The following is a 24,521-nucleotide window of genomic DNA, read 5'->3' as shown; positions in this document are numbered from 1 at the left end:
CCGGGCCGGGTTCAGTCGCGGCGATTGAGCAGGTTGACCACCAGCCGGTCCACCCAGCCCCAGATCCGCTGCTTGACCCGCCGCCACAGCGGGCGGTTCTTCCAGGCTTCGAGGCTGACCTCCTGGCTCTGGTCGAAGTCGGCGAGAAAGCTTGCAACCACCGCATCGGTGAGCGGCAGGTCGAGGGCTTCGAGGTTGGCCTCGAGGTTGAAGCGCAGGTTCCAGTGATCGAAGTTGCACGAGCCGATGCTCACCCAATCGTCGATCAGCACCATCTTCAGGTGCAGGAAACGCGGCTGGTATTCGAAAATCTTCACCCCGGCCCGCAGCAGGCGCGGGTAATAACGATGCCCGGCATAACGCACCGACGGGTGATCGGTGCGCGGCCCGGTCAGCAGCAGGCGCACGTCCACCCCGCGCCCGGCGGCGCGGCGCAGGGAGCGGCGGACCTTCCAGGTCGGCAGGAAATACGGGGTCGCCAGCCAGATTCGCCGTTGCCCGCTGTTCAGCGCGCGCACCAGCGATTGCAGAATATCCCGATGTTGCCGGGCGTCGGCATAGGCCACCCGGCCCATGCCCTCGCCCTGGGCCGGCACGCGCGGCAGGCGTGGCAGACCGAAGTTCGACGCCGGCTTCCAGGCGGTGCGATAGCGGTTGGCGATCCACTGCCGGTCGAACAGCATCTGCCAGTCGAGCACCAGCGGGCCGCTGATCTCCACCATGACTTCATGCCAGTCGCAGCTGTCTTGCAGCGGGTTCCAGAATTCATCGGTCACCCCAGTGCCGCCGACCACCGCCAGTTCCTGATCCACCAGCAACAGTTTGCGGTGGTCGCGATACAGGTTGCGCACCCCGCGACGCCAGCTCAGGCGATTGTAGAAGCGCAGTTCGACCCCGGCGCCCGTCAGGCGCTGGCGCAGACCCAGGGTGAAGGCCAGGCTGCCGTAGTCGTCGAACAGGCAACGCACCCGCACCCCGCGCTCGGCGGCCTGGGTCAGGGCCTGGACCATGGCCTCGGCGCAGGCGCCCGCCTCCACCAGGTACAGCTCCAGTTCCACCTGCTCACGTGCCCGGGCGATCGCCACCAGCATCCGCGGGAAAAAACTCGGACCGTCGATCAGCAACTCGAAGCGATTGCCTTCACGCCAGGGAAAGACCGCGCCCGCCATATCAGCGCGCCGTGAAGATCAGCACCGCACCCACCGGCACAGATAGACTGATCGCCGACAGGCCGGCCGCCTTGCGCAGGGTTTCGAGCCCCGGCACCAGGTCGAAATCGGCGGCGTTGAGCACCAGCGGCTCCAGGGTCACCACCTGGAAGCGCCGATCGTCCAGGCGCGTGGCCAAAAGCTCGGCGCTGTATTCGTGCTGTTTGCCGTGCAGGGTGACGTTGACCGGCAGACGCAGCTCGATCTGCGCGCCGGGCGCCAGGTCGTTGATCGGGCGCAGGTTGATCTGTGCGTTGATCAGGGCATCCGGATGCCGCTCGATTTCGAACAGCTCCTTGCGCATGCGCTCGTCGCGCAGCGGAATCCCGCTGTTGATCGAGTCCAGCTCGACTTCCAGCTGCGCCATGCCCTTGGCGTCGACCTTGCCGTGCAGGACCAGGAAACGATGGACTTCGGAAACATTGGCGTTTTTGGTGGTGACGAACGACAGGCGCGAGGACTCGTTGTCCAGGTACCAGTTGGCCTGGGCCGGCCAGGCCGCGCAGGCCAGCAGCAAAGCGCCCAGGGCCTTGGGGAAAGAAGCGTTGAACATGGAAGACTCATGGGGTCGAGAAATCTGAGCCGAACCTTAACCGGCCCGCGCGCGCTTGCAAACAGCGACCAGCCCCGAACGGTGAATTCCGTAGCCGCTGGCGCAGGCTGCGAAAGGTCCGCAGGACCTCCCGCGCCCGCGAGAATGTCACGGCCGTGCCGGCCGATCGCAGCCTGCGGCAGCGGCTACAGGCTGCGCTCGACATCGTGGACAGTCGCCGCGAGGCTGTCCAGGTGCAAACTCAGCACCCGCTCCACCGGCGCCTGGTCCATCGGCCAGTGCAGGGCCATGCTGCCCACCAGCCGGCCCTGGTCACGAATCGGCAAGGCCACGGCGCGGATCAGGAACGGCAGCCGCACCGGGTACTCCCAATAACCTTCGGTGCGCTGGCCAAAACCCTGATGCTGGGATTGCTCGCAGGCGCGGTACTGGTCCTCCTGGGGCACCCGCTCGCGGACGGCCAGGCGCTGGACCTGCTCGTGATCCAGCTCGGCCAGGCACGCCTTGCCCATCGCCGAATGGAACAGGCTCGAATAGTGGCCGACGATCTGGCAGTTATGCGGATAACGCTTGCGCAGCACCGCCGGGATCGAACTTTCCATGACCTCCAGGCGCTCGCCGTCGAAACACGACAGGTCGACCACCAGCCCGGTGCGCTCGCTCAAGGCCTGCAACCAGGGCGCGGCACGCTCCACCAACTGCCGCTTGAAGCGTTGCTGCTGGTCGCCGAACAGCCGCCTGGCGCACAGCCGGTAGCGCCGGTCGCTCAGGCCGCGATAGATCCAGCCCTGCTCCTGCAACGTCAGGAGCATGCGCGACACCGTGGCCTTGGGCAGCGCCGTCAGGTAATGCAGCTCCTCCAGGCCCAGGGCCTGGTGCTGGCCCAGCAGTTCGACGATCGCCAACGCCCGTTCGACCGAACGCACACTGCCGGTTTCTACCTTGCTGGCCATATGCCGACCTCCCTGATAAGCGGATGGATGAGCGTTTTACGCAGCAAGATGCGGGCCCGATAAACCCGTACACCCCGGTTCGAGGGTTACAACGGATGACCCGGCGGCCGGCGCCTGACCCACTGCGTCAGTTGTTCGTGGGCATGACCGAGCTGCAACACCGCCCGGTCGGCCTGGGCCGGGCCGATGATCTGCATGCCCATGGGCAAGCCCGCCGGGTTGAAGCCGACCGGCACGCTGAGGCTCGGCAGGCCGGCCAGGGTCGGGCCGATCACCACTTCCATCCAGCGATGGTAAGTATCCATTTCCCGCCCTCCGACAAGGCGCGGCCAAGGCACCCCTGCATCGAAAGGGAACACCTGGGCGCTGGGCAACAGCAGGAAATCGTAACGTTCGAACAATCGCTCCAGGGCCCGGTACCAGTCGCTGCGAATCTGCGAGGCCTGGTAGACATCCGCCGCGCTCAGGCGCAGCCCGCCCTCGACTTCCCACTGCGCCTCGGGTTTGAGCAACTGACGCTTCTGCGGGTCGGCATACAGCGGCCCCAGGTTGCCCTGGACCAGCCAATGCCGGTGCACCAGCCAGCACTGCCACAGCGCCGCCATGGAAAACGCCGGCTGGCAGGCCTCGACCTCGCAGCCCAGTTGGCGAAAATCCCCCAGCGCCGACTCGCACAGCGCCAACACGCCATCGTCCATGGCCAGATAGCCGTCGTAGTCCCCCAGCCAGCCCAGGCGCGTGCCACGAAAGTCCCGCTGCAAGGGCTCGTTGAAGATCGCCGGGTCGTCCTTGAGCGACAAGGGCACCCGCGAGTCGTACCCGGCCTGGGTGGCGAGCAAGCATGCGATATCGGCCACGCTGCGGCCCATCGGGCCCTCGGTGGCCAGTTGCTGGACGAACAGCTCCGGCGCCGGGCCGTGGGGCACCCGGCCCTGGGACGGGCGCAGGCCGAAGACATTGTTGAAGGCCGCCGGGTTGCGCAACGAGCCCATCATGTCGCTGCCATCGGCCACCGGCAGCATGCGCAGCGCCAGGGCCACCGCCGCCCCGCCACTGCTGCCGCCGGCATTCAACGTCGGGTCGTAGGCATTGCCGGTGGTGCCGAACACCTTGTTGTAGGTCTGCGAGCCCAGGCCGAACTCCGGCACGTTGCTCTTGCCGACGATGATCGCCCCGCTGGCCCGGACCCGCTCCACGCAGATGGCATCATGGGCCGGGATCTGTTCGGCGAACAGCGGCGAGCCCAGGGTCGTGCGCAGCCCGGCGGTGGCCGCCAGGTCCTTGATCGCCTGGGGCATGCCGTGCATCCAGCCCAGGGACTGGCCCCGGTCCAGCTGGCGGTCGCGCGCCTCGGCCTCGGCCAGCAGTACCTGGCGCTCACGCAACGACACCAGGGCATTGACCCGGGGGTTGCAGCGCTCGATCCGGTCCAGGTAGGCCGACATCACTTCGCGGCAGGAAAACCTGCGGGCGTGGATCGCCCGGGACAGCTCGACGGCGCCCAGCTCGACAATGGGTCCAAGGTCTTGTATTGCGATATCCATCAAGGCTTCACCCCGAAATTCAGTGTGCTCGGTTTCTTCTCTTTGGGTGCCTCATGCAGGCAATAAGTGCCCAGCAGCGTCAACACGCAGGCAAACAAGACATAAAACGCCGGGGCCACCGGGGTGCCCAGTACCTTGCTGAGCCAGGTCACGATCAGCGGAGCGAAACCGCCAAAGACCATGACTGCCACGTTGTAGGCCACCGACACCCCGGTGGAGCGCACCTGCACCGGGAACTGTTCGGCCAGTGCCGTCGGCGCCGGGCCGAAGAAGCCGCCGATGGCGCTGCACAGCAGCACCTGCATCACCAGCAGCCGCTCGATCGAGGGCGCCGCGGCGACCCAGACATACAGCGGGTACACCATGACGAAAAACGCCAGGGTGAAGGCCAGCAACACCGGGCGCCGCCCCAGCCGGTCCGACAGCGCGCCGGACAATGGAATCACCACTGTCATCAGCGCCACCGCGAACATCTGCACCAGCAACACCTGGTCCAGCGGTAAGCCGAGGTTCTTGTGGGCGAAGGTCGGCATGTTCACCAGCACCACGTAGAACGACACCGTCGCCCCGCAGGCCAGGCCCATGGACACCAGGATGCTGCGCCGGTGCTCGCGCAGCACCTGCATCAGGCCCGGGCCGTTGCCGCGCACCTGCCTGCGGGCCTCGACGAAGGCTTCCGGCTCTTCCATGTACTTGCGGATCCACAGGCCCACCGGGCCGATCAGCAAGCCGATGACGAACGGCAGGCGCCAGCCCCACAGATCGAGGTCCTCGGGCGAGAACAGATGGGTGACCAACGCCACCATCGCCGCCCCGGAGAACACCGCCAGGCATTGCCCGACCAATTGCCAGGAGCCATACAGGCCCTTGCGGTGCGCCGGCGCGCTTTCCACCAGGAAGGCCGTGGCGCTGGCGTATTCGCCGCCGGTGGCGAAGCCCTGCAGCATCCGCGCGACCACGATCATCAGCGGCGCGCCCATGCCGATGGCCGCGTAGTTGGGGGCAAAGGCGATCAGGGCGATGGAGACTGTCATCAAGCGGATGATCAGTTGCATGGCGGCCTTGCGGCCTTTGCGGTCGGAATACATACCCAGCAGGACGCCGCCCACCGGGCGCATGAAAAAGCCCACGCCGAAGGTGGCCAGGGCCATCAGCAGCGAGGCGTATTCGTCGTCGGAGGGAAAAAACTGCCGGGCGATGATGCTGGCCAGAAAGCCGTAGACGATGAAGTCGTACCACTCCAGGGCGTTGCCGATCACCGCGGCGACCACTTGCCGGGTACGCGAAACACTGGAATTCGAGGTGTGCATGAGCGCTGTCCTTCTATTCTTGTCGGGCCTCTCGGGTAACGAGTCGGGCCCTTATGGGAAGTGCCGGGCGCCACGGCGCCCGATTCAGCGGCAGAAGAAAGGGAAAACTCAGGCCAGCTCGAGCCAGCTCTCGGCCAGCGCGGCCCAATAGGCGGCGCCGGTCAGCAGGATGTCGTCGTTGAAGTCGTAGCCGGGGTTGTGAACCATCGGCCGGGACAGGCCGTTGCCGATGAACAGGTAGCTGCCGGGACAGCGTTGCAGCATCCAGGCGAAGTCTTCACTGCCCATCAGCTTGCGCGTGTTGCCGTCGACCGCCTGCTCGCCCAGCAGCGCCACCCCGACCTGACGGGCGAATTCGGTCTGCTCCGGGCTGTTGACCAGCACCGGATAGGCCGGGCGGTGTTCGATGCTGGCCGAGCAGCCAAAGCTCTGGGCCTGGGTGTGGATGATCGCCTTGACCCGTTCGAGCATCTGCTCGCGCACCGGCGCGTTCAGCGCCCGCAGGCTCAGGCGCAGCAGCGCCTGTTGCGGGATGACGTTGGCCGCCTCGCCGGCCTGCAGCGCACCGACCGTCACCACCGCCGCCTCCTGGGCATCGATGTTGCGCGCCACCACGGTTTGCAAGGCCATCACCACACTGGCCGCCGCCACCAGCGGGTCGACCGTCAGGTGCGGCATCGAACCATGCCCGCCCACGCCTTCAAGGGTCACGGTGAGCAGGTCCTGGGAGGCCATCATCGGCCCTTGGCGAAACCCCAGGTGGCCGGCCGGCAGCCCCGGCATGTTGTGCATGCCGAACAGCGCGTCGCAGGGGAAACGCTCCAGCAGGCCGTCGGCGAGCATCGCTTCGGCGCCGCCCTGGCCTTCTTCGGCCGGCTGGAAAATCAGGGTCAGGGTGCCGTCGAACTGGCGCGTGGCCGCCAGGTAACGCGCCGCGCCGAGGAGCATGGCGGTGTGGCCGTCGTGCCCGCAGGCATGCATGCAACCGCTGTGGCGGCTGCTGTAGGCCACGCCGCTGTTCTCGATGATCGGCAAGGCGTCCATGTCGGCGCGCAGGCCAAGCCTGCGCGGGCTGTTGCCATTGCGCAGCACAGCGACCACGCCGGTCTTGCCGATACCGCTATGCACTTCGTAACCCCACTCCTCCAGGGAGCGGGCGACCAGCGCCGAGGTGCGGTTCTCCTCGAAACCGAGTTCGGGATGGGCGTGGATGTCCTGGCGCACGGCGCGCAGGTCGCTGGCGACGTCGTCGAGCCAGGCAAAGATATGCGGGAAACGGGTCATGACGTATCTCCTCGGGCCGGGTGTAATCCCGTTCTTTTTTTCGGAGCGTCTCACGGTGCGGCAAGGCGTGATCGCGGCGTACCCTCAGATAACCGCGAGCCGTCGCCCGCGACAATCAAATGTGGTTCCACAGGGTGGAACCTTGTGCGGGGAGCCAATAAGCATGGGGCTGGAAGCCCCGGGAAAGGATTACCGATCGTTGCGCGGCGCCGTTCAGGGTTCCAGTCGACAGCCCTGGCGTTCGCCCAGCCAGACCGCGCTGTGGCTGCGCCCCAGGCCGCTGGCGCTGACCCGCTTGTGCTCGGCATCGTCCTGCAGGCTTTTCAGTGGCAAGTACTGCTGCACATAACCTTCGCAGTACTCGGCGGCGTTATGCATCACGTACCGGCAGGAGCAGTACTCCTTGGCGCTGTAGGCGCTGAGGATGTCCGGGAAGGCCCGCAGGGCGACCCGCTCACTCCAGCCCCAGCCGAGCAAGGCCAACAGCGCCAGCAACAGCAAGCTGCCAAAAGGATGGCGCAGGACCCACGGGCGCCGGCTCATGGCTGCACCTGCCGGGCGAAGGCCGCCAGCGCCAGCTTGAGCAATGTGTTGTGGCTATAGCTGCCGTCGCGGTCGTCGGCATAACGCACGATCACCAGCCCGGCGCTGGGGATCACGTACAACGCCTGCCCCCAATGCCCCAGTGCCGTGAAGGTATCGGCCGGCGCATCCGGCCAGGGCGGCGGAGCTCCGCCAACGGCGCGGTTGAGCCACCAATGGCCGCCTGGCACCAGCTCGTCCTGATTGGCCTGATAACCGGCGAACGGCGTGCGATTGAACTCGACCCAGTCCCTGGGCAGCAACTGGCGCTCGCCCCAACGCCCATCGCGCAGCATCAACAAACCGACCCGCGCCAGGTCGCGGGCAGTGAGGTAGGCATAGGAGGAACCGACGAAGGTGCCGGTGGCGTCGCTTTCCCACACGGCGTGGGTAATGCCCAGGGGCTCGAACAGCGCCTGCCACGGGTAATCGGCATAACGCTGGGCGCCCAGCATGCCTTTCAGGGCCGCCGACAGCAGGTTGCTGTCGCCGCTGGAATAGCGAAACACCTGCCCTGGCGGGCTGAAGGCCGGGTGCTCGGCGGTAAAGCTCGCCATATCGCCGTGGCCGCGGGTGTAGAGCATGGCCACCACCGAGGACTTGAGGGGCGCGTACTCGTAATCCTCCTGCCAGTCCAGGCCCGAGGCCCAGTGCAGCAGGTCGGCCATGCGGATATCCGGGTGCTGGCGCAACGCCGGAAGAAAGCGGACGGCCTTGTCCTGCAACTGGAAACGCCCTTCGCCATAGGCCACGCCCAGCACCGCGGCCAACAGGCTCTTGCTGATGGACCAGGTCAGGTGCGGGGTGTCGGCGTTGGTCGGGCCGGCGTAACGCTCATAGATCAACTGGCCGTCGCGGATCACCAGCAAGGCGTCGCTGCGGATGCCCAGGCGGGTCGCCTCGTTCCGGGGCGCGAAGGCATAAGCCTCCAATGCCTCAAGGGCCGGGCCGCTGGCTGCGGGCCCCTTGCTCCATTGCGCGCCGGGCCAGTTCTCGGCCCAGGCGGGTGGGAGCATCAACAGCAACGCAAGCAGCAGGGTCGAGCCTTTGAGCATGGCGGGAACTCGGACTGGGCAACCTGCTGAGGGTAGACCAGGGAGATGACAGTTTTTGTCCGGCCGATGGTCCTGCAAACCTATCGCGAGCAAGCTCGCTCCTACAGAAAAGCGACGCTGCTTATGTAGGAGCTTGCTCGCGATGGGCCGCGCAGCGGCCCCTCCTTATAGAGCCAGAGCCTTGGCCAGGCGTTTGCTCCGCGCCCCCGCCGCCAGGTCCAGCACCGCCCGATCGCGCTTCCACAATTCGGCCCACTGCGGCGGGCCATCGGCAAAGGCCTGCTCAAGGGCCGGCTTGAGCCCGTCGAACTGGGCGAACAGGCCTCCCAGCAACACATGCCCGCTGCCCAGCGACGGGTTCTGCCGGCTGACTTCCGCGCAACCGGCAAGCAAGGCCAGCAATTGCAGGAGCAGGGTCTGCGGCCAGTCGTTGTCCTGGCCGACGCCATACAGCCAGGCGGTCATGGCGCTGAGTACATAGATGTCTTCCAGGGTGCGGAAGGGTTTGACGTAGGCATCCCAACCGTCGCCCGCCAGCAGCTCGCACAGGGCGTTATCCAGTTGCAGGCGGCCGTGGCTGATGTCCGGCATCAGCGGGATCGCCGGCAGCTTGTCGACCTTGACCCCGGGCTCGCCGGCATGGACCACCGCCAGGTTCAGGCGCGGCGACTCGCCTGGCGCTTCGCAGCGGGCGGCGATCAGCAGCCAGTCGGCGGCATCGCCGGCGGTGACAAAATCCTTGCGCCCGTTCAGGTGCAGGTCCCGCAGGCGGGTCTGCATGTCGGCCGGGCGCAGGCTGCGCTGCTCGGTGGCGCACAGCGCACCCAGGCTCAGCGGCGCGCTGGGCCAGAGCATGCGCAAGGCCGCCTGGTAGCCCACCAGGAAGGCCAACCCCGGGGTGGCCATCAGCCGACCGCCGCGCACCGCCAGTTCGAAGGGCGTCACCGGTCCCAGTTCCTGTAACAACGCGGCATAACCTTCGGCCAGGTCCGGGTGGGCGGGCAGTCGGCGACGGCTGTGCAGCAGGGCTTGCCAGGGCATAAGCGGGTCCTCAGGGGCTGTCATATAAGCATCACCAAAGCTTCATGGCGATGACACCGGGGCTACATAGCCTGACTTTGCACAACAAAGTCGATCGGCTGCAACCCAAGGCGGGTCAGTGGCCCGCACGGAGATTCACAATGACTCAGATCGCCCGCATCAGCGACACCGGCAATGAACGCCGCCTGCAAGCCGAGCGCCTGGTTGGCGCCGCGGCCCTGCAAGAAGCCCAGGCCCTGCGCTTCAACGTCTTCAGCGGCGAGTTCAACGCCAAACTGAAAGGCGCGGAACTGGGTCTGGACATGGATGACTATGATGTCCACTGCAGCCACATCGGCGTACGTGACTTGAACAGCGGCCGCCTGGTCGCCACCACCCGCCTGCTCGACCACCAGGCCGCCAGCAGCCTGGGGCGTTTCTACAGCGAAGAAGAATTCAGCCTGCACGGCCTGGTCCAGCTCAAGGGCCCGATCCTCGAGATCGGCCGGACCTGCGTCGACCCGGCCTACCGCAACGGCGGCACCATCGCCGTGCTCTGGGGCGAGCTGGCCGAAGTGCTCAACCAGGGCGGCTACAGCTACCTGATGGGCTGCGCCAGCATCCCGATGCAGGACGGCGGCGTGCAGGCCCATGCGATCATGCAGCGCCTGCGCGAGCGCTACCTGTGCACCGAGCACCTGCGCGCCGAACCGAAGAACCCGCTGCCGAACCTCGATATCCCGTCCAACGTCATCGCCGAGATGCCGCCGCTGCTCAAGGCCTACATGCGCCTGGGCGCGAAGATCTGCGGCGAGCCGTGCTGGGACCAGGATTTCCAGGTGGCCGACGTGTTCATCCTGCTCAAGCGCGATGAGCTGTGCCCGCGCTACGCCCGTCACTTCAAGGCGGCCGTGTGATGCGCCGGCTACGGGTCTACGGGCGCATCGCCCGGGTGCTGCTGGTGGTGGCGCTGGGCCTGAGCATGGCCAGTGTGTTCGGCGTGTTCGAGCGCCTGGGCGTCGCCCATTCCATGGTCCGGCGCCAGCGCTGGTCGCGCTTTTTCATGGCGCGCCTGAGCAATGCCCTGCCCTTCGGCGTGACGGTGCACGGCGAGGTGCCGAAGCAGCCGATGCTGTGGGTCAGCAATCACGTGTCCTGGACCGATATCCCGTTGCTCGGCGCACTGACACCGCTGTCGTTCCTGTCCAAGGCCGAAGTGCGCACCTGGCCGGTCGCCGGCTGGCTGGCCGCCAAGGCGGGCAGCCTGTTTATCCGCCGCGGTTCGGGCGACAGCCAGTTGATCCGCAAGCAGATGACCCGCCATCTGCAGCAAACCCACCCGCTGCTGATGTTCCCAGAAGGCACCACCACCGACGGCCGCAGCTTGCGTACGTTCCACGGTCGCCTGCTGGCCAGCGCCATCGACGCCGACGTGGCGTTGCAGCCGGTGGCCATTCGTTACCTGCGCGATGGCGATATCGATCCGCTGGCGCCGTTCATCGGCGACGACGACTTGCTGTCGCACTTGATGCGTTTGTTCGCCAACGATCAGGGCCGGGTGGAAATCCATCTGCTCAAGCCGATTGCCTGTCAGGGCCAGGAGCGCGCCGCGCTGGCGTTCCAGGCGCAACAGGCGGTGCAGAAGGTTCTGTTTGGCGACATCGCCCAGCCAGCCGAGCCACGGCGTGCCGGCGACCTGATCGCCGCCTGAGCCTGGAGGAGCCGGCCTTGCCGGCTCCTACCGCGGCTGCATATGTTGCGCGGCGAATGCCTGCAACTGCGGGTAGAACGCCCGGAAGTCTTCGCTCAACGGCTGATACAGCCGCTCCAGCTCGCCCATCGCCGCCGCCAGTTCTTCCGGGCGTGACAGGCGCCGGGCAATCCCCCGCAACACCTGCTCCAGCACCTCGAACTCGCGGTAGGAACCCAGCCAGTCATGGGCGGCCATATGCGGTGCGATCTGCGCCAGACGCCCAGGCAACCGGGGTTCGGCCGCCAGCACCCGGTACACATCCGAAGTGAACAACTCCAACGGCCGGTCGGCATAAAGCGCCCAGTCCCGGGCCAGGCAGTGGTCGAAAAACACGTCCAGCACGATGCCGGCATAACGCCGGCGGGTCAGGGAAAAACGCGACAGCGACTCGCCCACCAACGGATGGCGGTCGGTAAAGATATCGATGCTGCGATGCAGCTGGATCGCCGCCTCGATTTCCGGGTCGAACTGGCCCTGCAGGCGCCCTTTGACAAAGTCGCCATACAAACTGCCGAGTAATTGACCGGGGCGCTGGCCGCCGAGATGCAGATGTGCGAGATAATTCATTCGCGCAGCTTAGCACCGCGCCTCACATATCGTTATAACCCGATATACCGATTAACGCTGATCTCAGATCAAAATCATATTGGTATATCGCGAAATAGCGATTTAAAGTTCGCCTCATCGCGATATAACGTTTTACGGAAAACGAGCACCGCCATGTCCATCGACCTCGACGAAATAATAAAAGCCCTGGCGCACCCAGTACGACGAGACATCCTTATCTGGCTCAAGGACCCGAAGGTCCAGTTCCCCGATCAGACCCACAACCACGAGTACGGCATCTGCGCCGGACAGATCGACCAACGCTGCGGCCTGTCGCAGTCGACCGTCTCCGCGCACCTGGCGACCTTGCAGCGGGCCGGCCTGATCAGCAGCCAGAAAGCCGGCCAGTGGCACTTTTTCAAACGCAACGAAGATGTGATCCAGGCCTTCCTCGAGAAGCTGACCGCAGAACTTCGCATCAAAGACTGACAAGGACCCGACAATGCCCCTCTCGCTCCTCATCCTGGCCTTGAGCGCCTTCGCCATCGGCACCACTGAGTTCGTCATCATGGGCCTGCTGCCCGATGTGGCGAACGACCTGGGTGTATCGATCCCCGGCGCCGGCTGGCTGGTGACCGGCTACGCCCTGGGCGTGGCGATCGGCGCGCCGTTCATGGCCCTGGCCACCGCCAGGCTGCCACGCAAGGCCGCCCTGGTGGCGTTGATGGGGATTTTCATCGTCGGCAACCTGCTGTGTGCGCTGGCCAGTGACTACGACGTGCTGATGTTCGCCCGTGTGGTCACCGCCCTGTGCCATGGCGCCTTCTTTGGTATCGGTTCGGTGGTCGCGGCAGGCCTGGTGCCCGCCAACAAGCGTGCCTCCGCCGTGGCCCTGATGTTCACCGGCCTGACCCTGGCCAACGTGCTCGGCGTACCGCTGGGCACCGCCCTGGGCCAGCAGGCCGGCTGGCGTTCGACCTTCTGGGCGGTGACCGTGATCGGCGTGATTGCCCTGATCGGCCTGATCCGCTTCCTGCCCGCCAAGCGCGACGAAGAGAAGCTCGACATGCGTTCGGAACTGATCGCCCTCAAGGGCGCCGGGATCTGGCTGTCGCTGAGCATGACCGCGCTGTTCTCCGCCTCGGTGTTCACCCTGTTCACCTATGTCGCCCCGTTGCTGGGCGAGGTGACCGGCGTCTCGCCCCAGGGCGTGACCTGGACCCTGGTGCTGATCGGCCTGGGCCTGACCCTGGGCAACATCATCGGCGGCAAGATGGCCGACAAGAGCCTGTCGGGAACCCTGGTCGGCGTGCTGATCGCCATGGCCGTGACCAGTTCCGTGCTGACCTGGACCAGCGTCGCGCTGATTCCCACCGAAGTCACCCTGTTCCTCTGGGCCACCGCCTGCTTCGCCGCGGTGCCCGCCCTGCAGGTCAACGTGGTGACCTTCGGCAAGGCCGCGCCGAACCTGGTGTCCACGCTGAACATCGGCGCCTTCAACATCGGCAACGCCCTGGGCGCCTGGGTCGGCGGCAGCGTCATCGCCCACGGCTACGGCCTGGTCAACGTGCCGCTGGCGGCCGCCGCGCTGGCGGTCCTGGCCCTGCTGGTGACGCTGATTACCTTTCGCCAGGGCGGCAATGCCGAACTGGCTCCTGCCACCAACTGATACGTTCATCTAAAGAAGGGTGTATTTCATGACGACTATTTTCGATCCGATCAAACTCGGCGACCTCGAGCTGGCCAACCGCATCATCATGGCGCCGCTGACCCGCTGCCGCGCCGACGAAGGCCGCGTACCGAACGCGCTGATGGCCGAGTACTACGTACAACGCGCCTCCGCCGGCCTGATCCTCAGCGAGGCCACCTCGGTGACCCCGATAGGCGTGGGTTACCCGGACACTCCGGGCATCTGGTCCAACGACCAGGTGCGCGGCTGGAGCAACGTGACCAAGGCCGTTCACGGCGCGGGCGGCAAGATCTTCCTGCAACTGTGGCACGTGGGCCGGATCTCCCACCCGAGCTATCTGAACGGCGAAGCGCCGGTCGCGCCCAGCGCCATCCAGCCCAAGGGCCACGTCAGCCTGGTGCGCCCGCTGGCCGACTTCCCGACCCCGCGCGCCCTGGAAACCGCTGAAATCGCCGACATCGTCGATGCCTACCGCGTCGGTGCCGAGAACGCCAAGGCCGCCGGCTTCGACGGCGTGGAAATCCACGGCGCCAACGGCTACCTGCTCGACCAGTTCCTGCAAAGCTCCACCAACCAGCGCACCGACCAGTACGGCGGCTCCCTGGAAAACCGTGCACGGCTGATGCTGGAAGTGACTGACGCGGCGATCGAAGTCTGGGGCGCCGGCCGTGTGGGCGTGCACTTGTCGCCCCGTGCCGACCTGCACGACATGGGTGATGAGAACCTCTCGGAAACCTTCACCTACCTCGCCCGCGAGCTGGGCAAACGCGGTATCGCCTTTATCTGCTCGCGCGAGAAAGAAGGCGCCGACAGCCTCGGCCCACAACTGAAAGAAGCCTTCGGCGGCCCCTACATCGCCAACGAACGCTTCACCAAGGACAGCGCCAACGCCTGGCTGGCCAGCGGCAAGGCCGATGCCGTGGCCTTCGGTGTGCCCTTCATCGCCAACCCGGACCTGCCGGCCCGCCTGAAGGCCGATGCACCGCTGAACGACGCGCGTCCCGAGCTGTTCTACGCCAAGGGCCCGGTCGGCTATATCGACTACCCGACACTGTAAGACGCTTCAATAAAAAGCCCCGGACTCGCAAGAGCCGGGGCTTTTTCATTCGCGTTCACCTGAAGGTGGGGCGCGATCAGCCGCGTTTGCGCTGGTCCCAGGCCACGGCCAGGCCGCTGAGGCAGATCACCGCGATCCCGACTATGGCGAAGCTGTCCGGGGTGTGATCGAAAATCAGGTAGCCGTACATGCCGGCGAACAGGATCTGCCCGTAGCTGAATGGCGCCAGCATCGCCGGCGCTGCATGGCGGAAAGCCTGGGTCAGCAACAGGTGGCCGAGCATGCCGCAGGTCCCTAGGCCGATCATGAACAGGGCATGCCCCAGGGTCGGCGTGCTCCAGAAGAACGGCAGCGCCGCGCTCATGATCAGGCTGTTGAGAATCCCGGTGAGGAAGTTGCTGGTGGTGGGGCTGTCGACACCGCTGAGCTTACGGGTGAGTAACTGATAGAAGCCGAAACACAAGGCCGAGCACAGCGGCAGCAGGATCGCCGGGGTGAACAAGGCGCCGCCCGGACGAATCACGATCAATACCCCGACGAAACCGGCCAGCACCGCCAGCCACTGGCTGCGGGTCACCCGCTCGCCCAGCAGCGGCACGGACAAGGCGGTAACCAGCAAAGGCGCGAGGAAGTTGACCGCGGTGGCCTCGGCCAGGGGGATATAACGCAGGCCGGTGGTGAAAAACAGGCTGGTGCCGATCAGGCACAAGGCGCGCAACAGTTGCAGGCCCGGACGCTTGGTACGCACCACGGCGGAGAAACCGCTGCGCGGCACGAACACCACCAGCATCAACAGCGTGTGCACCACATACCGGGCCCAGACCACCATGACGATGGGATAGAACCCGGACAGGTATTTGGACAGGGTGTCATGACTGGCGAACAGTAAAACCGCCAGGCAAATCAGTGCTATACCTTTGACCGGTTGCTCGGTGCCCTTGTAAGCCGCGGTACTCACACTCATTCACATACTCGCAACAATTTCCCTACAAAATACGTAGCTCGCTATCTATCAAGATAAGGTCGGCACGTATATAAAGGCATCCCGGTGAACCGTGACGAATGAAACATCGCGTTTTATAACGCGCAAACGTTGACATCTGCCGACGTAATTCCGCATTTTGTCTTAATTACGCAGGCTGGGACTCAGGCGCAGCATGTCCAATCCGGTATCGATCCAGCGCTCCGCTTCCTTATGGAGTTCGAAACTGTCCGGCGCCAACAGCCACTGATAAAGAATGCCATCAATATAGGCGTGGATGCTGATGGCCGCCCGGGCAGTATCGAGATTCGCGGGCAGTTGTCCCCGCTTCACGGCATTGCGCAACCCCAGCTCGATATGCACGTTGCAATCCAGGCTGGCCGCGCGACGCTGGCGCCGCATGTCGCACATTTCATCGGTGATTTCGCACTTGTGAAACAAAATCTCATTAATGCGTCGGGTTTTCGGGTCCAGGGCAATTTGATGAAACAAATGAATCAGCAGCTTGCGCATGCACCCCAGCGGGTCGACTTCCTCTTCGTCTTCACTGGCCCTGGCCATTTCATTCAACGGCTCGCGCAAGGTATCGAGCATGGCCTGCACCAGATCCGCCTTGTTGCTGAAATGCCAGTAAATAGCTCCACGCGTGACACCGGCCAAAGCCGCGATATCGGCCAGGGTGGTACGCGCCACACCGCGCTCGTAGAAGGCTTTTTCAGCCGCCTCGAGTATCTGTTTGCGGGTTTCTTGAGCTTCCTCTTTGGTACGACGGACCATGGCAGTAAACCTCGATCAGGATGTTTCAGCGATGCATGAAGCTCATCTGAATAAATATGGAACGGCATCTCGGGTGCCGTTTGCCCAGCCTACAATTCGACACTTGCAACGGCTTTTGTAACCGAATGGGTACGCCGCCAAGGTATTTACAAACAACCATGAACGTAAGTATATTCATTAGCAAGCTACTTATCCACTCAGCACTCGTTTTTTACCCTTCCACTTTTCGAGTGCGCATTTTGCGCGCCTGACCCGAGGATCTTCATGCAACTCAAGCCAGCTGTTACCGCTCTGGTCACTGCCGTCGCCCTGGCATCGCTGCTCAGCGGATGTAAAAAGGAAGAGGCGGCTCCCGCCCCACAAGCCCCTCAGGTCGGCGTAGTCACCCTGCAACCTCAAGCCTTTACCCTGACGTCCGAGCTTCCAGGGCGCACCACTGCGTTCCGGATCGCCGAAGTCCGTCCTCAGGTCAACGGCATCATTCTCAAGCGTCTGTTCAAGGAAGGCGGCGACGTCAAGGAAGGTCAGCAGCTCTATCAGATCGATCCGTCGGTCTATGAGTCGACCCTCAAGAGCGCCCAGGCCAACCTGCAATCGACCAAGTCGATCTCCGATCGCTACAAGCAGCTGGTCGACGAGCAAGCCGTAAGCCGCCAGGAATACGACACCGCCGTCGCCAACCGCCTGCAATCGGAAGCCGCGCTGCAGAGCGCCCAGATCGACCTGCGCTACACCAAGGTGCTGTCGCCGATCTCCGGGCGTATCGGCCGTTCTTCGGTCACTGAAGGCGCATTGGTCAGCAACGGTCAGTCCACCGCCATGGCAACCATCCAGCAACTCGACCCGATCTACGTCGACGTCACCCAGTCGTCGGTGGAACTGCTCGAACTGCGCCGCGAGCTGGAAAGCGGTCGCCTGCAGAAGGCTGGCGACAACGCCGCCAAAGTCAAGCTGACTCTGGAAGACGGCAGCCAGTACAAGCTCGACGGCAAGCTGGAGTTCTCCGAAGTGTCGGTCGACGAAACCACCGGTTCCGTGACCCTGCGCGCGGTGTTTCCGAACCCGGAACACACCCTGCTGCCCGGCATGTTCGTGCATGCGCAACTGCAGGCCGGCGTGAATGCCGCGGCGATCCTCGCCCCGCAACAAGGCGTGACCCGCGACCTCAAGGGCACACCGACCGCCCTGGTGGTTGGTCCGGACAACAAGGTTGAACTGCGTCAGCTCAAGGCCAGCCGCACCGTCGGCAACCAATGGCTGATCGAGGACGGCCTGAAGGCCGGTGATCGCCTGATTACCGAAGGGCTGCAATTCGTCCGACCTGGCGTCGAAGTCAAAGCCAGCGAAGCGACCAACGTTCCAGCAAAAAACCCGGCCACTGCACAGGCAACTGACAAAGCTGCAGGCGGCAAAGGGGAGTAAACCATGTCGAAATTTTTTATCGACCGTCCGATTTTCGCCTGGGTAATCGCCCTGGTGATCATGCTGGTCGGGGCTCTATCGATCCTCAAATTGCCGATCAACCAATACCCGAGCATCGCGCCTCCAGCGATCGCCATCTCCGTGACCTACCCAGGCGCTTCCGCACAGACCGTGCAGGACACCGTGGTCCAGGTCATCGAGCAGCAGCTCAACGGTATCGACAACCTGCGTTATGTGTCCTCGGAAAGTAACTCCGACGGCAGCATGACCATTACCGCGACCTTCGAGCAGGGCACCAACTCGGACACCGCGCAGGTCCAGGTACAGAACAAGCTGAACCTGGCCACCCCGCTGCTGCCGCAAGAAGTGCAGCAACAGGGTATCCGTGTGACCAAGGCGGTGAAGAACTTCCTGTTGGTGATCGGTGTGGTTTCCGAGGACGGCAGCATGTCCAAGGACGACCTGTCGAACTACATCGTGTCCAACATGCAGGACCCCATCTCGCGGACCGCGGGCGTGGGTGACTTCCAGGTGTTCGGTGCCCAGTACGCCATGCGTATCTGGCTCGACCCGGCCAAGCTGAACAACTTCAACCTGACTCCGGTCGACGTGAAAACCGCCGTGGCGGCGCAGAACGTCCAGGTGTCGTCCGGCCAGATAGGTGGTTTGCCAGCCCTGCCAGGCCAGCAACTGAACGCCACCATCATCGGCAAGACCCGCCTGCAGACTGCCGAGCAGTTCAAGGCAATCCTGCTGAAGGTCAACGCGGACGGCTCGCAAGTGCGTCTGGGCGATGTCGCGGATGTGGCCCTGGGCGGTGAAAACTACTCCGTCAGTGCCCAGTTCAACGGTGCCCCGGCTTCCGGCCTGGCCGTGAAACTGGCCAACGGCGCCAACGCCCTGGACACCGCCAAGGCCCTGCGCAAGACCATCAGCGACCTGGAGCCGTTCTTCCCGGAAGGGATGAAAGTGGTATTCCCGTACGACACCACCCCGGTGGTGACCGAGTCGATCAAGGGTGTGGTTGAAACCCTGGTCGAAGCGATCGTGCTGGTGTTCCTGGTGATGTTCCTGTTCCTGCAGAACTTCCGCGCCACCGTCATCACCACCATGACCGTTCCGGTGGTGTTGCTGGGTACCTTCGGTATCCTTGCGGCCGCCGGCTTCAGCATCAACACCCTGACCATGTTCGGTATGGTGCTGGCCATCGGCTTGCTGGTGGACGACGCCATCGTCGTGGTGGAAAACGTCGAGCGGGTAATGGCCGAGGAAGGCCTGTCACCCAAGGAAGCGACCAAGAAGTCCATGGGCCAGATCCAGGGCGCCCTGGTCGGTATTGCCCTGGTACTGTCGGCGGTACTGCTGCCGATGGCATTCTTCAGCGGTTCCACCGGTGTGATCTACAAGCAGTTCTCGATCACCGTGGTCTCGGCCATGGCCCTGTCGGTACTGGTTGCCCTGATCTTCACCCCGGCCCTGTGCGCCACCATGCTCAAGGCCATTCCCCACGGCGAACACGCCGCGCCGAAACGCGGCTTCTTCGGCTGGTTCAACCGTACCTTCGACCGCAGCGTCAAAAGCTACGAGCGTGGCGTGGGCAACATCCTGCGGCACAAGGCGCCTTATCTGCTGGCCTACGCGCTGATCGTGGTCGGCATGATCTGGCTGTTCGCCCGCATCCCGACTGCGTTCCTTCCGGAAGAAGACCAGGGCGTACTGTTCGCCCAGGTACAGACCCCGGCCGGTTCCAGTTCCGAGCGGACCCAGGTGGTAGTCGATGAAATGCGCGCCTACCTGCTGGACAAGGAAAAGGACACCGTGGCCTCGGTCTTTACCGTGAACGGCTTCAACTTCGCCGGTCGTGGCCAGAGCTCGGGCATGGCGTTCATCATGCTCAAGCCGTGGGACGAACGCTCCGTGGAAAACAGCGTGTTCAACCTGGCCGCCCGTGCCCAGCAGCACTTCTTCAGCTTCCGTGACGCGATGGTGTTCGCCTTCGCCCCGCCGGCGGTACTGGAGTTGGGTAACGCCACCGGTTTCGACGTGTTCCTGCAGGACCGCGCCGGTATCGGCCACGAGAAACTGATGGAAGCGCGCAACCAGTTCCTCGGCATGGCGGCGCAGAGCAAGATCCTGTCCCAGGTGCGTCCGAACGGCCTGAACGACGAGCCGCAGTACCAGCTGGAAATCGATGATGAGAAGGCCAGCGCCCTGGGCGTGACCATCTCCGACATCAACAACACCTTGTCGATTGCCCTGGGCAGTAGCTACGTCAACGACTTCATCGACCGCGGTCGGGTGAAGAAGGTGTACATCCAGGGTCAGCCTAACGCTCGCATGAGCCCCGAGGACCTGAAGAAGTGGTACGTGCGCAACAGCGCCGGGACCATGGTGCCGTTCGCCTCCTTCGCCAAGGGCACGTGGATCTACGGTTCGCCGAAACTGGCCCGTTACAACGGCGTGGAAGCGGTGGAAGTCCTGGGTGCCCCGGCACCGGGCTACAGTACCGGTGAAGCCATGGCCGAAGTCGAAGCCATCGCCAAGAAGCTGCCGGCCGGTGTCGGTATCTCCTGGACCGGTCTGTCCTACGAGGAACGTCTGTCGGGCTCGCAGGCACCTGCGCTGTACGCCTTGTCGCTGCTGATGGTGTTCCTGTGTCTGGCGGCGCTGTATGAAAGCTGGTCGATTCCGATCGCGGTCATGCTGGTGGTGCCGCTGGGGATCATCGGTGCGCTGATGGCAACCAGTCTGCGCGGCCTGTCCAACGACGTGTACTTCCAGGTGGGGCTGTTGGTGACCATCGGCCTGGCGGCGAAAAACGCCATCCTGATCGTCGAGTTCGCCAAGGAACTGCACGAAGAGGGCCGCAGCCTGGTGGACGCGGCGATCGAAGCCTGCCGCATGCGTCTGCGTCCGATCGTCATGACCTCCCTGGCCTTCGTGCTCGGTGTGGTACCGCTGGCCATCTCCACCGGCGCCGGCTCGGGTAGCCAGCATGCGATCGGTACAGGGGTGATTGGCGGTATGCTCACCGCGACTGTCCTGGCGATATTCTGGGTACCTTTGTTCTTCGTCACCGTGTCGTCGATGAGCCGCCGCAAGGCAATCGAAGCGCAACCTACCGAAACTCCTGAAGAGGCTGGCCAATGAGCAAGTCGCTACTCTCCCTCGCAATCACCGCCGCCGTGCTGAGTGGTTGCTCGCTGATACCGGATTATCAGCAGCCGCAAGCGCCGGTCGCGGCGCAATACCCGCAAGGGTCGGCCTATTCGCCTGCGGAGGCTGCCAACCAGGCAGCCGCCGAACAGGGCTGGCGGCAGTTCTTCCATGACCCTGCCCTGCAGCAGCTGATCCAGACCGCGCTGGTGAACAACCGCGACCTGCGGGTCGCGGCGCTGAACATCGACGCTTACGCCGCGCAGTACCAGATCCAGCGCGCGGACCTGTTCCCGGCGATCTCGGCCAACGGCAGCGGCAGCCGTCAACGCACCCCGGCACGGCTGTCGCAGACCGGTGAAGCGGCCATCTCCAGCCAGTACTCGGCAACCCTGGGTGTCAGCGCTTATGAGCTGGACCTGTTCGGTCGCGTTCGCAGCTTGAGCGAGCAGGCCTTGCAGACCTACTTCTCCAGCGAAGAAGCCCGGCGCAGCACGCAGATCAGCCTGGTGGCCAGCGTGGCCAACGCCTACCTGACCTGGCAGGCCGACAAGGAACTGCTCAAGCTGACCCAGGACACCCTGGCGGCCTACGAGGAGAGCTACCGCCTGACCTCGCGCAGCAACGAAGTCGGCGTGGCCTCGGCCCTGGACCTGAGCCAGGCGCGGACCTCGGTGGAAAACGCCCGGGTGCAACTGGCGCGTTATACCCGCCAGGTGGCCCAGGACGAAAACAGCCTGACCCTGCTGCTGGGTACCTCGATCCCGGCCAACCTGCCGAGCCCGCAGCCGTTGTCGGCCGACCTGCTCAGCGAGTTGCCCGCCGGCCTGCCGTCGGAACTGCTGCAACGCCGTCCGGACATCCTCGCCGCCGAGCACAACCTGAAAGCCGCCAACGCCAGTATTGGCGCGGCACGCGCGGCGTTCTTCCCGAGCATCAGCCTGACCGCCAATGCCGGGACCTTGAGCCCGGATATGGGCGGCCTGTTCAAGGGCGGCTCGGGCACCTGGTCGTTCGCGCCGCAGATCAATATCCCGATCTTCAACGCCGGCAGCCTGCGCGCCAGCCTGGATTACTCGAAAATCCAGAAAGACATCAACGTCGCGCAGTACGAGAAGTCCATCCAGACCGCCTTCCAGGAAGTCTCCGATGGCCTGGCCGCACGCCAGACCTACAACCAGCAGTTGCAGGCCCAGCGTGACTTCGTCAATGCCAACCAGGATTACTACCGCCTGGCCGAGCGTCGCTACCGCATCGGTGTCGACAGCAACCTGACCTTCCTCGACGCTCAGCGCTCGCTGTTCAGCGCGCAGCAAGCGTTGATCACCGACCGGCTTGCGCAGCTGACCAGCGAGGTCAACCTGTACAAGGCCCTGGGCGGCGGTTGGAACGAGCAAGGTTCGCAGCAAGCGGAAGTGAGCAAAGAGGCACCGCCACTGAAGCTGTTCTGAGTGCATGACGCTTGAAAAAAACCCACCTTGCGGTGGGTTTTTTTATGGGCCGCAGACCGCCGTCACTTGTGTTCGTTAATCGCCCAAAACCCGCCAAGGCCAATTGAACAGGGCCGTTGATCCAACGCACCATTCCCCGCACCTACAAAAACCAATAACAACAGGTTCGTCATCATGACCCCGCGCCCTGCCCGCTCCGGCTGATTCCGTTCCATCCACCCTCCCGGTTTCAACCTTGTCTGCAACCTGACGTTGCGGCAGCGCCCAGCCTCACCCCTAACAATTAGAGAGCCCGATCCATGAAGCCATCCACTCGCACTCCCTATTCACTGCTGCCCAGCCTGCTGGCTGTCAGCATCGCCAGCACGGCCCTGCCGGTCATGGCCGCGGAGTCCGGCTTTCTCGAAGACGCCAAGGTCAACCTGAACCTGCGCAACTTCTACATCAACCGCAACTTCACCAACCCGGGCAAGGCCCAGGGCAAGGCTGAAGAATGGACGCAGAGCTTCATCCTCGACGCCAAATCCGGCTTCACCCAGGGCACCGTCGGCTTCGGCATGGACGTGCTGGGGCTGTATTCGGTGAAGCTCGATGGCGGCAAGGGTACCGGCGGTACCCAGTTATTGCCGCTGGATCACGACGGGCGCCCGGCCGACCACTTCGGCCGCACGGGCGTGGCATTCAAGGCCCGCCTGTCGCAGACCGAGGTCAAGGTCGGCGAATGGATGCCGGTGCTGCCGATCCTGCGCTCGGACGACGGTCGCTCCCTGCCCCAGACCTTCCGCGGCGGCCAGATCACCTCGAAGGAAATTGACGGCCTGACCCTCTACGGCGGCCAGTTCCGCGCCAACAGCCCGCGTGACGACAGCAGCATGAGCGACATGTCGATGACCGGCAAAGCGGCCTTCACCTCCGACCGCTTCAACTTCCAGGGCGGCGAATACAGCTTCAACGACAAGCGCACCCAGGTCGGGGTGTGGAACGCCCAGCTCAAGGACATCTACAGCCAGCAATACCTCAACCTGATCCACAGCCAGCCGCTGGGCGACTGGACCCTGGGCGCCAACATCGGCTTCTTCTACGGCAAGGAGGATGGCAGCGCCCGCGCCGGCGACCTGGACAACAAGACCTGGTCGGGCCTGTTCTCGGCCAAGTACGGCGGCCACACCTTCTACGTCGGCCTGCAGAAGCTCACCGGCGACAACGCCTGGATGCGCGTCAACGGCACCAGCGGCGGCACCCTGGCCAACGACAGCTACAACGCCAGCTACGACAACGCCCAGGAAAGATCCTGGCAGTTGCGCCATGACTACAACTTCGTCGCGGTCGGCATCCCCGGCCTGACCCTGATGAACCGCTACATCAAGGGCGACAACGTGCACACCGGCACCATCACCGACGGCAAGGAATGGGGACGCGAGAGCGAACTGGCCTACACCGTGCAAAGCGGCACGCTCAAGAACCTCAACGTCAAATGGCGCAACTCGACCATGCGCCGCGACTTCAGCACCAACGAGTTCGACGAGAACCGCCTGATCATCAGCTACCCGATCAGCCTGCTGTAAGCACACTCGCTCGCCCACACAAAAAACAAGGCCAGCCCCATTCCCCGGGGCTGGCCTTGTTTTTGTAGGAGCGAAGCTTGCTCGCGATGATCGTCAACGATGACGCGTACTGACTGGCTGAACGTGGTGCTCTCAGGTTCATCGCGAGCAAGCTCGCTCCGGCAGCGGCGCCGAGTTGCTCGGCGCCGCGCTCCTTTATAGGCGTGGGTTATCAGCCGCGGGATTCGACACCCAGCTCGTCCCACACCGACTCGGCGAGGTGGAAGGTCGCGTTGGCCGCCGGAATGCCGCAGTAGATCGCGCTCTGCATGATCACTTCCTTGATCTCGGCGCGGCTCACGCCGTTGTTGGCGGCGGCACGCAGGTGCAGCTTGAGCTCTTCGTTGCGGTTCATGCCGATCAGCATGGCGATGGTGATCAGGCTGCGGGTATGGCGCGGCAGGCCCGGACGCGTCCAGATATCGCCCCAGGCATGCCGGGTGATCATTTCCTGGAACTCCGAGTTGAACTCGGTCAGGGTGCTCAGGCTGCGATCGACATGGGCATCGCCCAACACCGCGCGACGCACTTGCATGCCTTCGGCGTAACGTTGTTTCTCGTCCACGGGGGGCTC

Annotated in this window: 22 protein-coding genes; 9 read left to right on the top strand and 13 right to left on the bottom strand. The window is 64.3% G+C overall.

Features of this window, described 5'->3' with window-relative positions:
• Nucleotides 1-11: 11 nt before the first annotated feature.
• The 9 genes from AC07PQ_RS11615 to AC07PQ_RS11575 all read right to left on the bottom strand — a co-directional run bounded on the left by AC07PQ_RS11615 (nucleotide 12) and on the right by AC07PQ_RS11575 (nucleotide 9,530).
• The gene (locus tag AC07PQ_RS11615; protein ID WP_053259890.1) at nucleotides 12-1,169 is read right to left on the bottom strand and encodes a phospholipase D-like domain-containing protein; all 1,158 of its coding nucleotides are present in this window, start codon (nucleotides 1,167-1,169) and stop codon (nucleotides 12-14) included.
• A gap of 1 nt (nucleotide 1,170) precedes the next feature.
• Entirely contained in the window at nucleotides 1,171-1,761 is a 591-nt protein-coding gene (locus tag AC07PQ_RS11610; protein ID WP_053259889.1) for a YceI family protein, read from the bottom strand.
• A gap of 185 nt (nucleotides 1,762-1,946) precedes the next feature.
• A complete protein-coding gene (locus AC07PQ_RS11605; protein ID WP_007927441.1) occupies nucleotides 1,947-2,714 on the bottom strand; it encodes an IclR family transcriptional regulator in 768 nt (255 codons plus the stop codon).
• Between the two features lie 86 nt (nucleotides 2,715-2,800).
• The gene (locus AC07PQ_RS11600) at nucleotides 2,801-4,258 is read right to left on the bottom strand and encodes an amidase (protein ID WP_493185524.1); all 1,458 of its coding nucleotides are present in this window, start codon (nucleotides 4,256-4,258) and stop codon (nucleotides 2,801-2,803) included.
• Nucleotides 4,258-5,568, bottom strand: a complete 1,311-nt coding sequence (locus tag AC07PQ_RS11595; RefSeq protein ID WP_277588041.1) for a citrate-proton symporter — start codon at nucleotides 5,566-5,568, stop codon at nucleotides 4,258-4,260. Before AC07PQ_RS11595 ends, AC07PQ_RS11600 begins: the two co-directional genes overlap by 1 nt.
• A 108-nt stretch (nucleotides 5,569-5,676) precedes the next feature.
• Complete coding sequence (locus tag AC07PQ_RS11590; protein ID WP_493185523.1) at nucleotides 5,677-6,852, bottom strand: M20 aminoacylase family protein; 1,176 nt, start codon at nucleotides 6,850-6,852, stop codon at nucleotides 5,677-5,679.
• A gap of 213 nt (nucleotides 6,853-7,065) precedes the next feature.
• Nucleotides 7,066-7,395, bottom strand: a complete 330-nt coding sequence (locus AC07PQ_RS11585; RefSeq protein WP_493185522.1) for an amidase — start codon at nucleotides 7,393-7,395, stop codon at nucleotides 7,066-7,068.
• On the bottom strand, nucleotides 7,392-8,489 hold the full coding sequence (locus AC07PQ_RS11580; protein WP_493185521.1) for a serine hydrolase domain-containing protein: 1,098 nt from the start codon (nucleotides 8,487-8,489) through the stop codon (nucleotides 7,392-7,394). Before AC07PQ_RS11580 ends, AC07PQ_RS11585 begins: the two co-directional genes overlap by 4 nt.
• Before the next feature lie 165 nt (nucleotides 8,490-8,654).
• Nucleotides 8,655-9,530 carry an acyl-CoA dehydrogenase middle domain-containing protein gene (locus tag AC07PQ_RS11575; protein WP_493185520.1) on the bottom strand — a complete coding sequence of 292 codons (876 nt, stop codon included), beginning with the start codon at nucleotides 9,528-9,530 and terminating at the stop codon, nucleotides 8,655-8,657.
• 140 nt (nucleotides 9,531-9,670) lie between these two features.
• Here AC07PQ_RS11575 and olsB point away from each other — a divergent pair, with 140 nt between their 5' ends.
• Entirely contained in the window at nucleotides 9,671-10,426 is a 756-nt protein-coding gene (gene olsB / locus AC07PQ_RS11570) for an L-ornithine N(alpha)-acyltransferase (RefSeq protein ID WP_007926556.1), read from the top strand.
• Nucleotides 10,426-11,220 carry a lysophospholipid acyltransferase family protein gene (locus tag AC07PQ_RS11565; protein WP_007926558.1) on the top strand — a complete coding sequence of 265 codons (795 nt, stop codon included), beginning with the start codon at nucleotides 10,426-10,428 and terminating at the stop codon, nucleotides 11,218-11,220. The genes olsB and AC07PQ_RS11565 overlap by 1 nt, the downstream gene beginning before the upstream one ends.
• A 27-nt stretch (nucleotides 11,221-11,247) precedes the next feature.
• Here AC07PQ_RS11565 and AC07PQ_RS11560 read toward each other — a convergent pair whose 3' ends face one another.
• Complete coding sequence (locus AC07PQ_RS11560; protein WP_007926560.1) at nucleotides 11,248-11,829, bottom strand: acyl carrier protein phosphodiesterase; 582 nt, start codon at nucleotides 11,827-11,829, stop codon at nucleotides 11,248-11,250.
• Nucleotides 11,830-11,982: 153 nt separating this feature from the next.
• Between AC07PQ_RS11560 and AC07PQ_RS11555 the strand changes: the two genes are divergently transcribed.
• Genes AC07PQ_RS11555 through AC07PQ_RS11545 form a run of 3 tightly spaced genes read left to right on the top strand, consistent with a single transcriptional unit; the run spans nucleotide 11,983 to nucleotide 14,555 of the window.
• Nucleotides 11,983-12,297 (top strand): ArsR/SmtB family transcription factor, encoded by a 315-nt coding sequence (locus tag AC07PQ_RS11555; RefSeq protein ID WP_007926562.1) that lies wholly within the window; start codon nucleotides 11,983-11,985, stop codon nucleotides 12,295-12,297.
• Nucleotides 12,298-12,310: 13 nt separating this feature from the next.
• Complete coding sequence (locus AC07PQ_RS11550) at nucleotides 12,311-13,477, top strand: MFS transporter (RefSeq protein WP_007926564.1); 1,167 nt, start codon at nucleotides 12,311-12,313, stop codon at nucleotides 13,475-13,477.
• A 28-nt stretch (nucleotides 13,478-13,505) separates the two neighbouring features.
• Complete coding sequence (locus tag AC07PQ_RS11545; RefSeq protein ID WP_007926565.1) at nucleotides 13,506-14,555, top strand: alkene reductase; 1,050 nt, start codon at nucleotides 13,506-13,508, stop codon at nucleotides 14,553-14,555.
• A 76-nt stretch (nucleotides 14,556-14,631) separates the two neighbouring features.
• Here AC07PQ_RS11545 and AC07PQ_RS11540 read toward each other — a convergent pair whose 3' ends face one another.
• Both AC07PQ_RS11540 and emhR read right to left on the bottom strand, forming a co-directional pair.
• Nucleotides 14,632-15,519 carry a DMT family transporter gene (locus tag AC07PQ_RS11540; protein ID WP_493185519.1) on the bottom strand — a complete coding sequence of 296 codons (888 nt, stop codon included), beginning with the start codon at nucleotides 15,517-15,519 and terminating at the stop codon, nucleotides 14,632-14,634.
• A gap of 162 nt (nucleotides 15,520-15,681) precedes the next feature.
• Nucleotides 15,682-16,314, bottom strand: a complete 633-nt coding sequence (emhR, locus tag AC07PQ_RS11535; protein WP_007926568.1) for an efflux system transcriptional repressor EmhR — start codon at nucleotides 16,312-16,314, stop codon at nucleotides 15,682-15,684.
• 264 nt (nucleotides 16,315-16,578) lie between these two features.
• On the opposite strand from emhR, the gene emhA reads away from it, so the two are divergent.
• The 4 genes from emhA to AC07PQ_RS11515 all read left to right on the top strand — a co-directional run bounded on the left by emhA (nucleotide 16,579) and on the right by AC07PQ_RS11515 (nucleotide 23,908).
• A complete protein-coding gene (gene emhA / locus AC07PQ_RS11530; protein ID WP_009042509.1) occupies nucleotides 16,579-17,736 on the top strand; it encodes an efflux RND transporter periplasmic adaptor subunit EmhA in 1,158 nt (385 codons plus the stop codon).
• Nucleotides 17,737-17,739: 3 nt separating this feature from the next.
• The gene (gene emhB, locus AC07PQ_RS11525) at nucleotides 17,740-20,886 is read left to right on the top strand and encodes an efflux RND transporter permease subunit EmhB (RefSeq protein ID WP_101337044.1); all 3,147 of its coding nucleotides are present in this window, start codon (nucleotides 17,740-17,742) and stop codon (nucleotides 20,884-20,886) included.
• Nucleotides 20,883-22,343 carry an AdeC/AdeK/OprM family multidrug efflux complex outer membrane factor gene (adeC, locus tag AC07PQ_RS11520; RefSeq protein ID WP_493185518.1) on the top strand — a complete coding sequence of 487 codons (1,461 nt, stop codon included), beginning with the start codon at nucleotides 20,883-20,885 and terminating at the stop codon, nucleotides 22,341-22,343. Before emhB ends, adeC begins: the two co-directional genes overlap by 4 nt.
• Nucleotides 22,344-22,642: 299 nt before the next feature.
• Complete coding sequence (locus tag AC07PQ_RS11515) at nucleotides 22,643-23,908, top strand: OprD family porin (protein WP_007926576.1); 1,266 nt, start codon at nucleotides 22,643-22,645, stop codon at nucleotides 23,906-23,908.
• A gap of 211 nt (nucleotides 23,909-24,119) precedes the next feature.
• On the opposite strand, the gene pcaC is transcribed toward AC07PQ_RS11515, so the two are convergent.
• Nucleotides 24,120-24,512: a 4-carboxymuconolactone decarboxylase gene (gene pcaC, locus AC07PQ_RS11510; RefSeq protein WP_007926582.1), complete on the bottom strand. Its 393-nt coding sequence runs from the start codon at nucleotides 24,510-24,512 to the stop codon at nucleotides 24,120-24,122.
• Between the last annotated feature and the right edge of the window lie 9 nt (nucleotides 24,513-24,521).

Source organism: Pseudomonas sp. GW821-FHT09E12 (genome assembly GCF_059416085.1).
The sequence above is the reverse complement of the archived record's forward strand: the minus strand, read 5'-3'. Positions and strand labels throughout refer to the sequence as shown.

Bases quoted from the DNA above. Each gene is read 5' to 3' on its own strand.
- AC07PQ_RS11615 (WP_053259890.1), bottom strand. From the start codon at position 1,169: ATGGCGGGCGCGGTCTTTCCCTGGCGTGAAGGCAATCGCTTCGAGTTG.
- AC07PQ_RS11610 (WP_053259889.1), bottom strand. From the start codon at position 1,761: ATGTTCAACGCTTCTTTCCCCAAGGCCCTGGGCGCTTTGCTGCTGGCC.
- AC07PQ_RS11605 (WP_007927441.1), bottom strand. From the start codon at position 2,714: ATGGCCAGCAAGGTAGAAACCGGCAGTGTGCGTTCGGTCGAACGGGCG.
- AC07PQ_RS11600 (WP_493185524.1), bottom strand. From the start codon at position 4,258: ATGGATATCGCAATACAAGACCTTGGACCCATTGTCGAGCTGGGCGCC.
- AC07PQ_RS11595 (WP_277588041.1), bottom strand. From the start codon at position 5,568: ATGCACACCTCGAATTCCAGTGTTTCGCGTACCCGGCAAGTGGTCGCC.
- AC07PQ_RS11590 (WP_493185523.1), bottom strand. From the start codon at position 6,852: ATGACCCGTTTCCCGCATATCTTTGCCTGGCTCGACGACGTCGCCAGC.
- AC07PQ_RS11585 (WP_493185522.1), bottom strand. From the start codon at position 7,395: ATGAGCCGGCGCCCGTGGGTCCTGCGCCATCCTTTTGGCAGCTTGCTG.
- AC07PQ_RS11580 (WP_493185521.1), bottom strand. From the start codon at position 8,489: ATGCTCAAAGGCTCGACCCTGCTGCTTGCGTTGCTGTTGATGCTCCCA.
- AC07PQ_RS11575 (WP_493185520.1), bottom strand. From the start codon at position 9,530: ATGCCCTGGCAAGCCCTGCTGCACAGCCGTCGCCGACTGCCCGCCCAC.
- olsB (WP_007926556.1), top strand. From the start codon at position 9,671: ATGACTCAGATCGCCCGCATCAGCGACACCGGCAATGAACGCCGCCTG.
- AC07PQ_RS11565 (WP_007926558.1), top strand. From the start codon at position 10,426: ATGCGCCGGCTACGGGTCTACGGGCGCATCGCCCGGGTGCTGCTGGTG.
- AC07PQ_RS11560 (WP_007926560.1), bottom strand. From the start codon at position 11,829: ATGAATTATCTCGCACATCTGCATCTCGGCGGCCAGCGCCCCGGTCAA.
- AC07PQ_RS11555 (WP_007926562.1), top strand. From the start codon at position 11,983: ATGTCCATCGACCTCGACGAAATAATAAAAGCCCTGGCGCACCCAGTA.
- AC07PQ_RS11550 (WP_007926564.1), top strand. From the start codon at position 12,311: ATGCCCCTCTCGCTCCTCATCCTGGCCTTGAGCGCCTTCGCCATCGGC.
- AC07PQ_RS11545 (WP_007926565.1), top strand. From the start codon at position 13,506: ATGACGACTATTTTCGATCCGATCAAACTCGGCGACCTCGAGCTGGCC.
- AC07PQ_RS11540 (WP_493185519.1), bottom strand. From the start codon at position 15,519: ATGAGTGTGAGTACCGCGGCTTACAAGGGCACCGAGCAACCGGTCAAA.
- emhR (WP_007926568.1), bottom strand. From the start codon at position 16,314: ATGGTCCGTCGTACCAAAGAGGAAGCTCAAGAAACCCGCAAACAGATA.
- emhA (WP_009042509.1), top strand. From the start codon at position 16,579: ATGCAACTCAAGCCAGCTGTTACCGCTCTGGTCACTGCCGTCGCCCTG.
- emhB (WP_101337044.1), top strand. From the start codon at position 17,740: ATGTCGAAATTTTTTATCGACCGTCCGATTTTCGCCTGGGTAATCGCC.
- adeC (WP_493185518.1), top strand. From the start codon at position 20,883: ATGAGCAAGTCGCTACTCTCCCTCGCAATCACCGCCGCCGTGCTGAGT.
- AC07PQ_RS11515 (WP_007926576.1), top strand. From the start codon at position 22,643: ATGAAGCCATCCACTCGCACTCCCTATTCACTGCTGCCCAGCCTGCTG.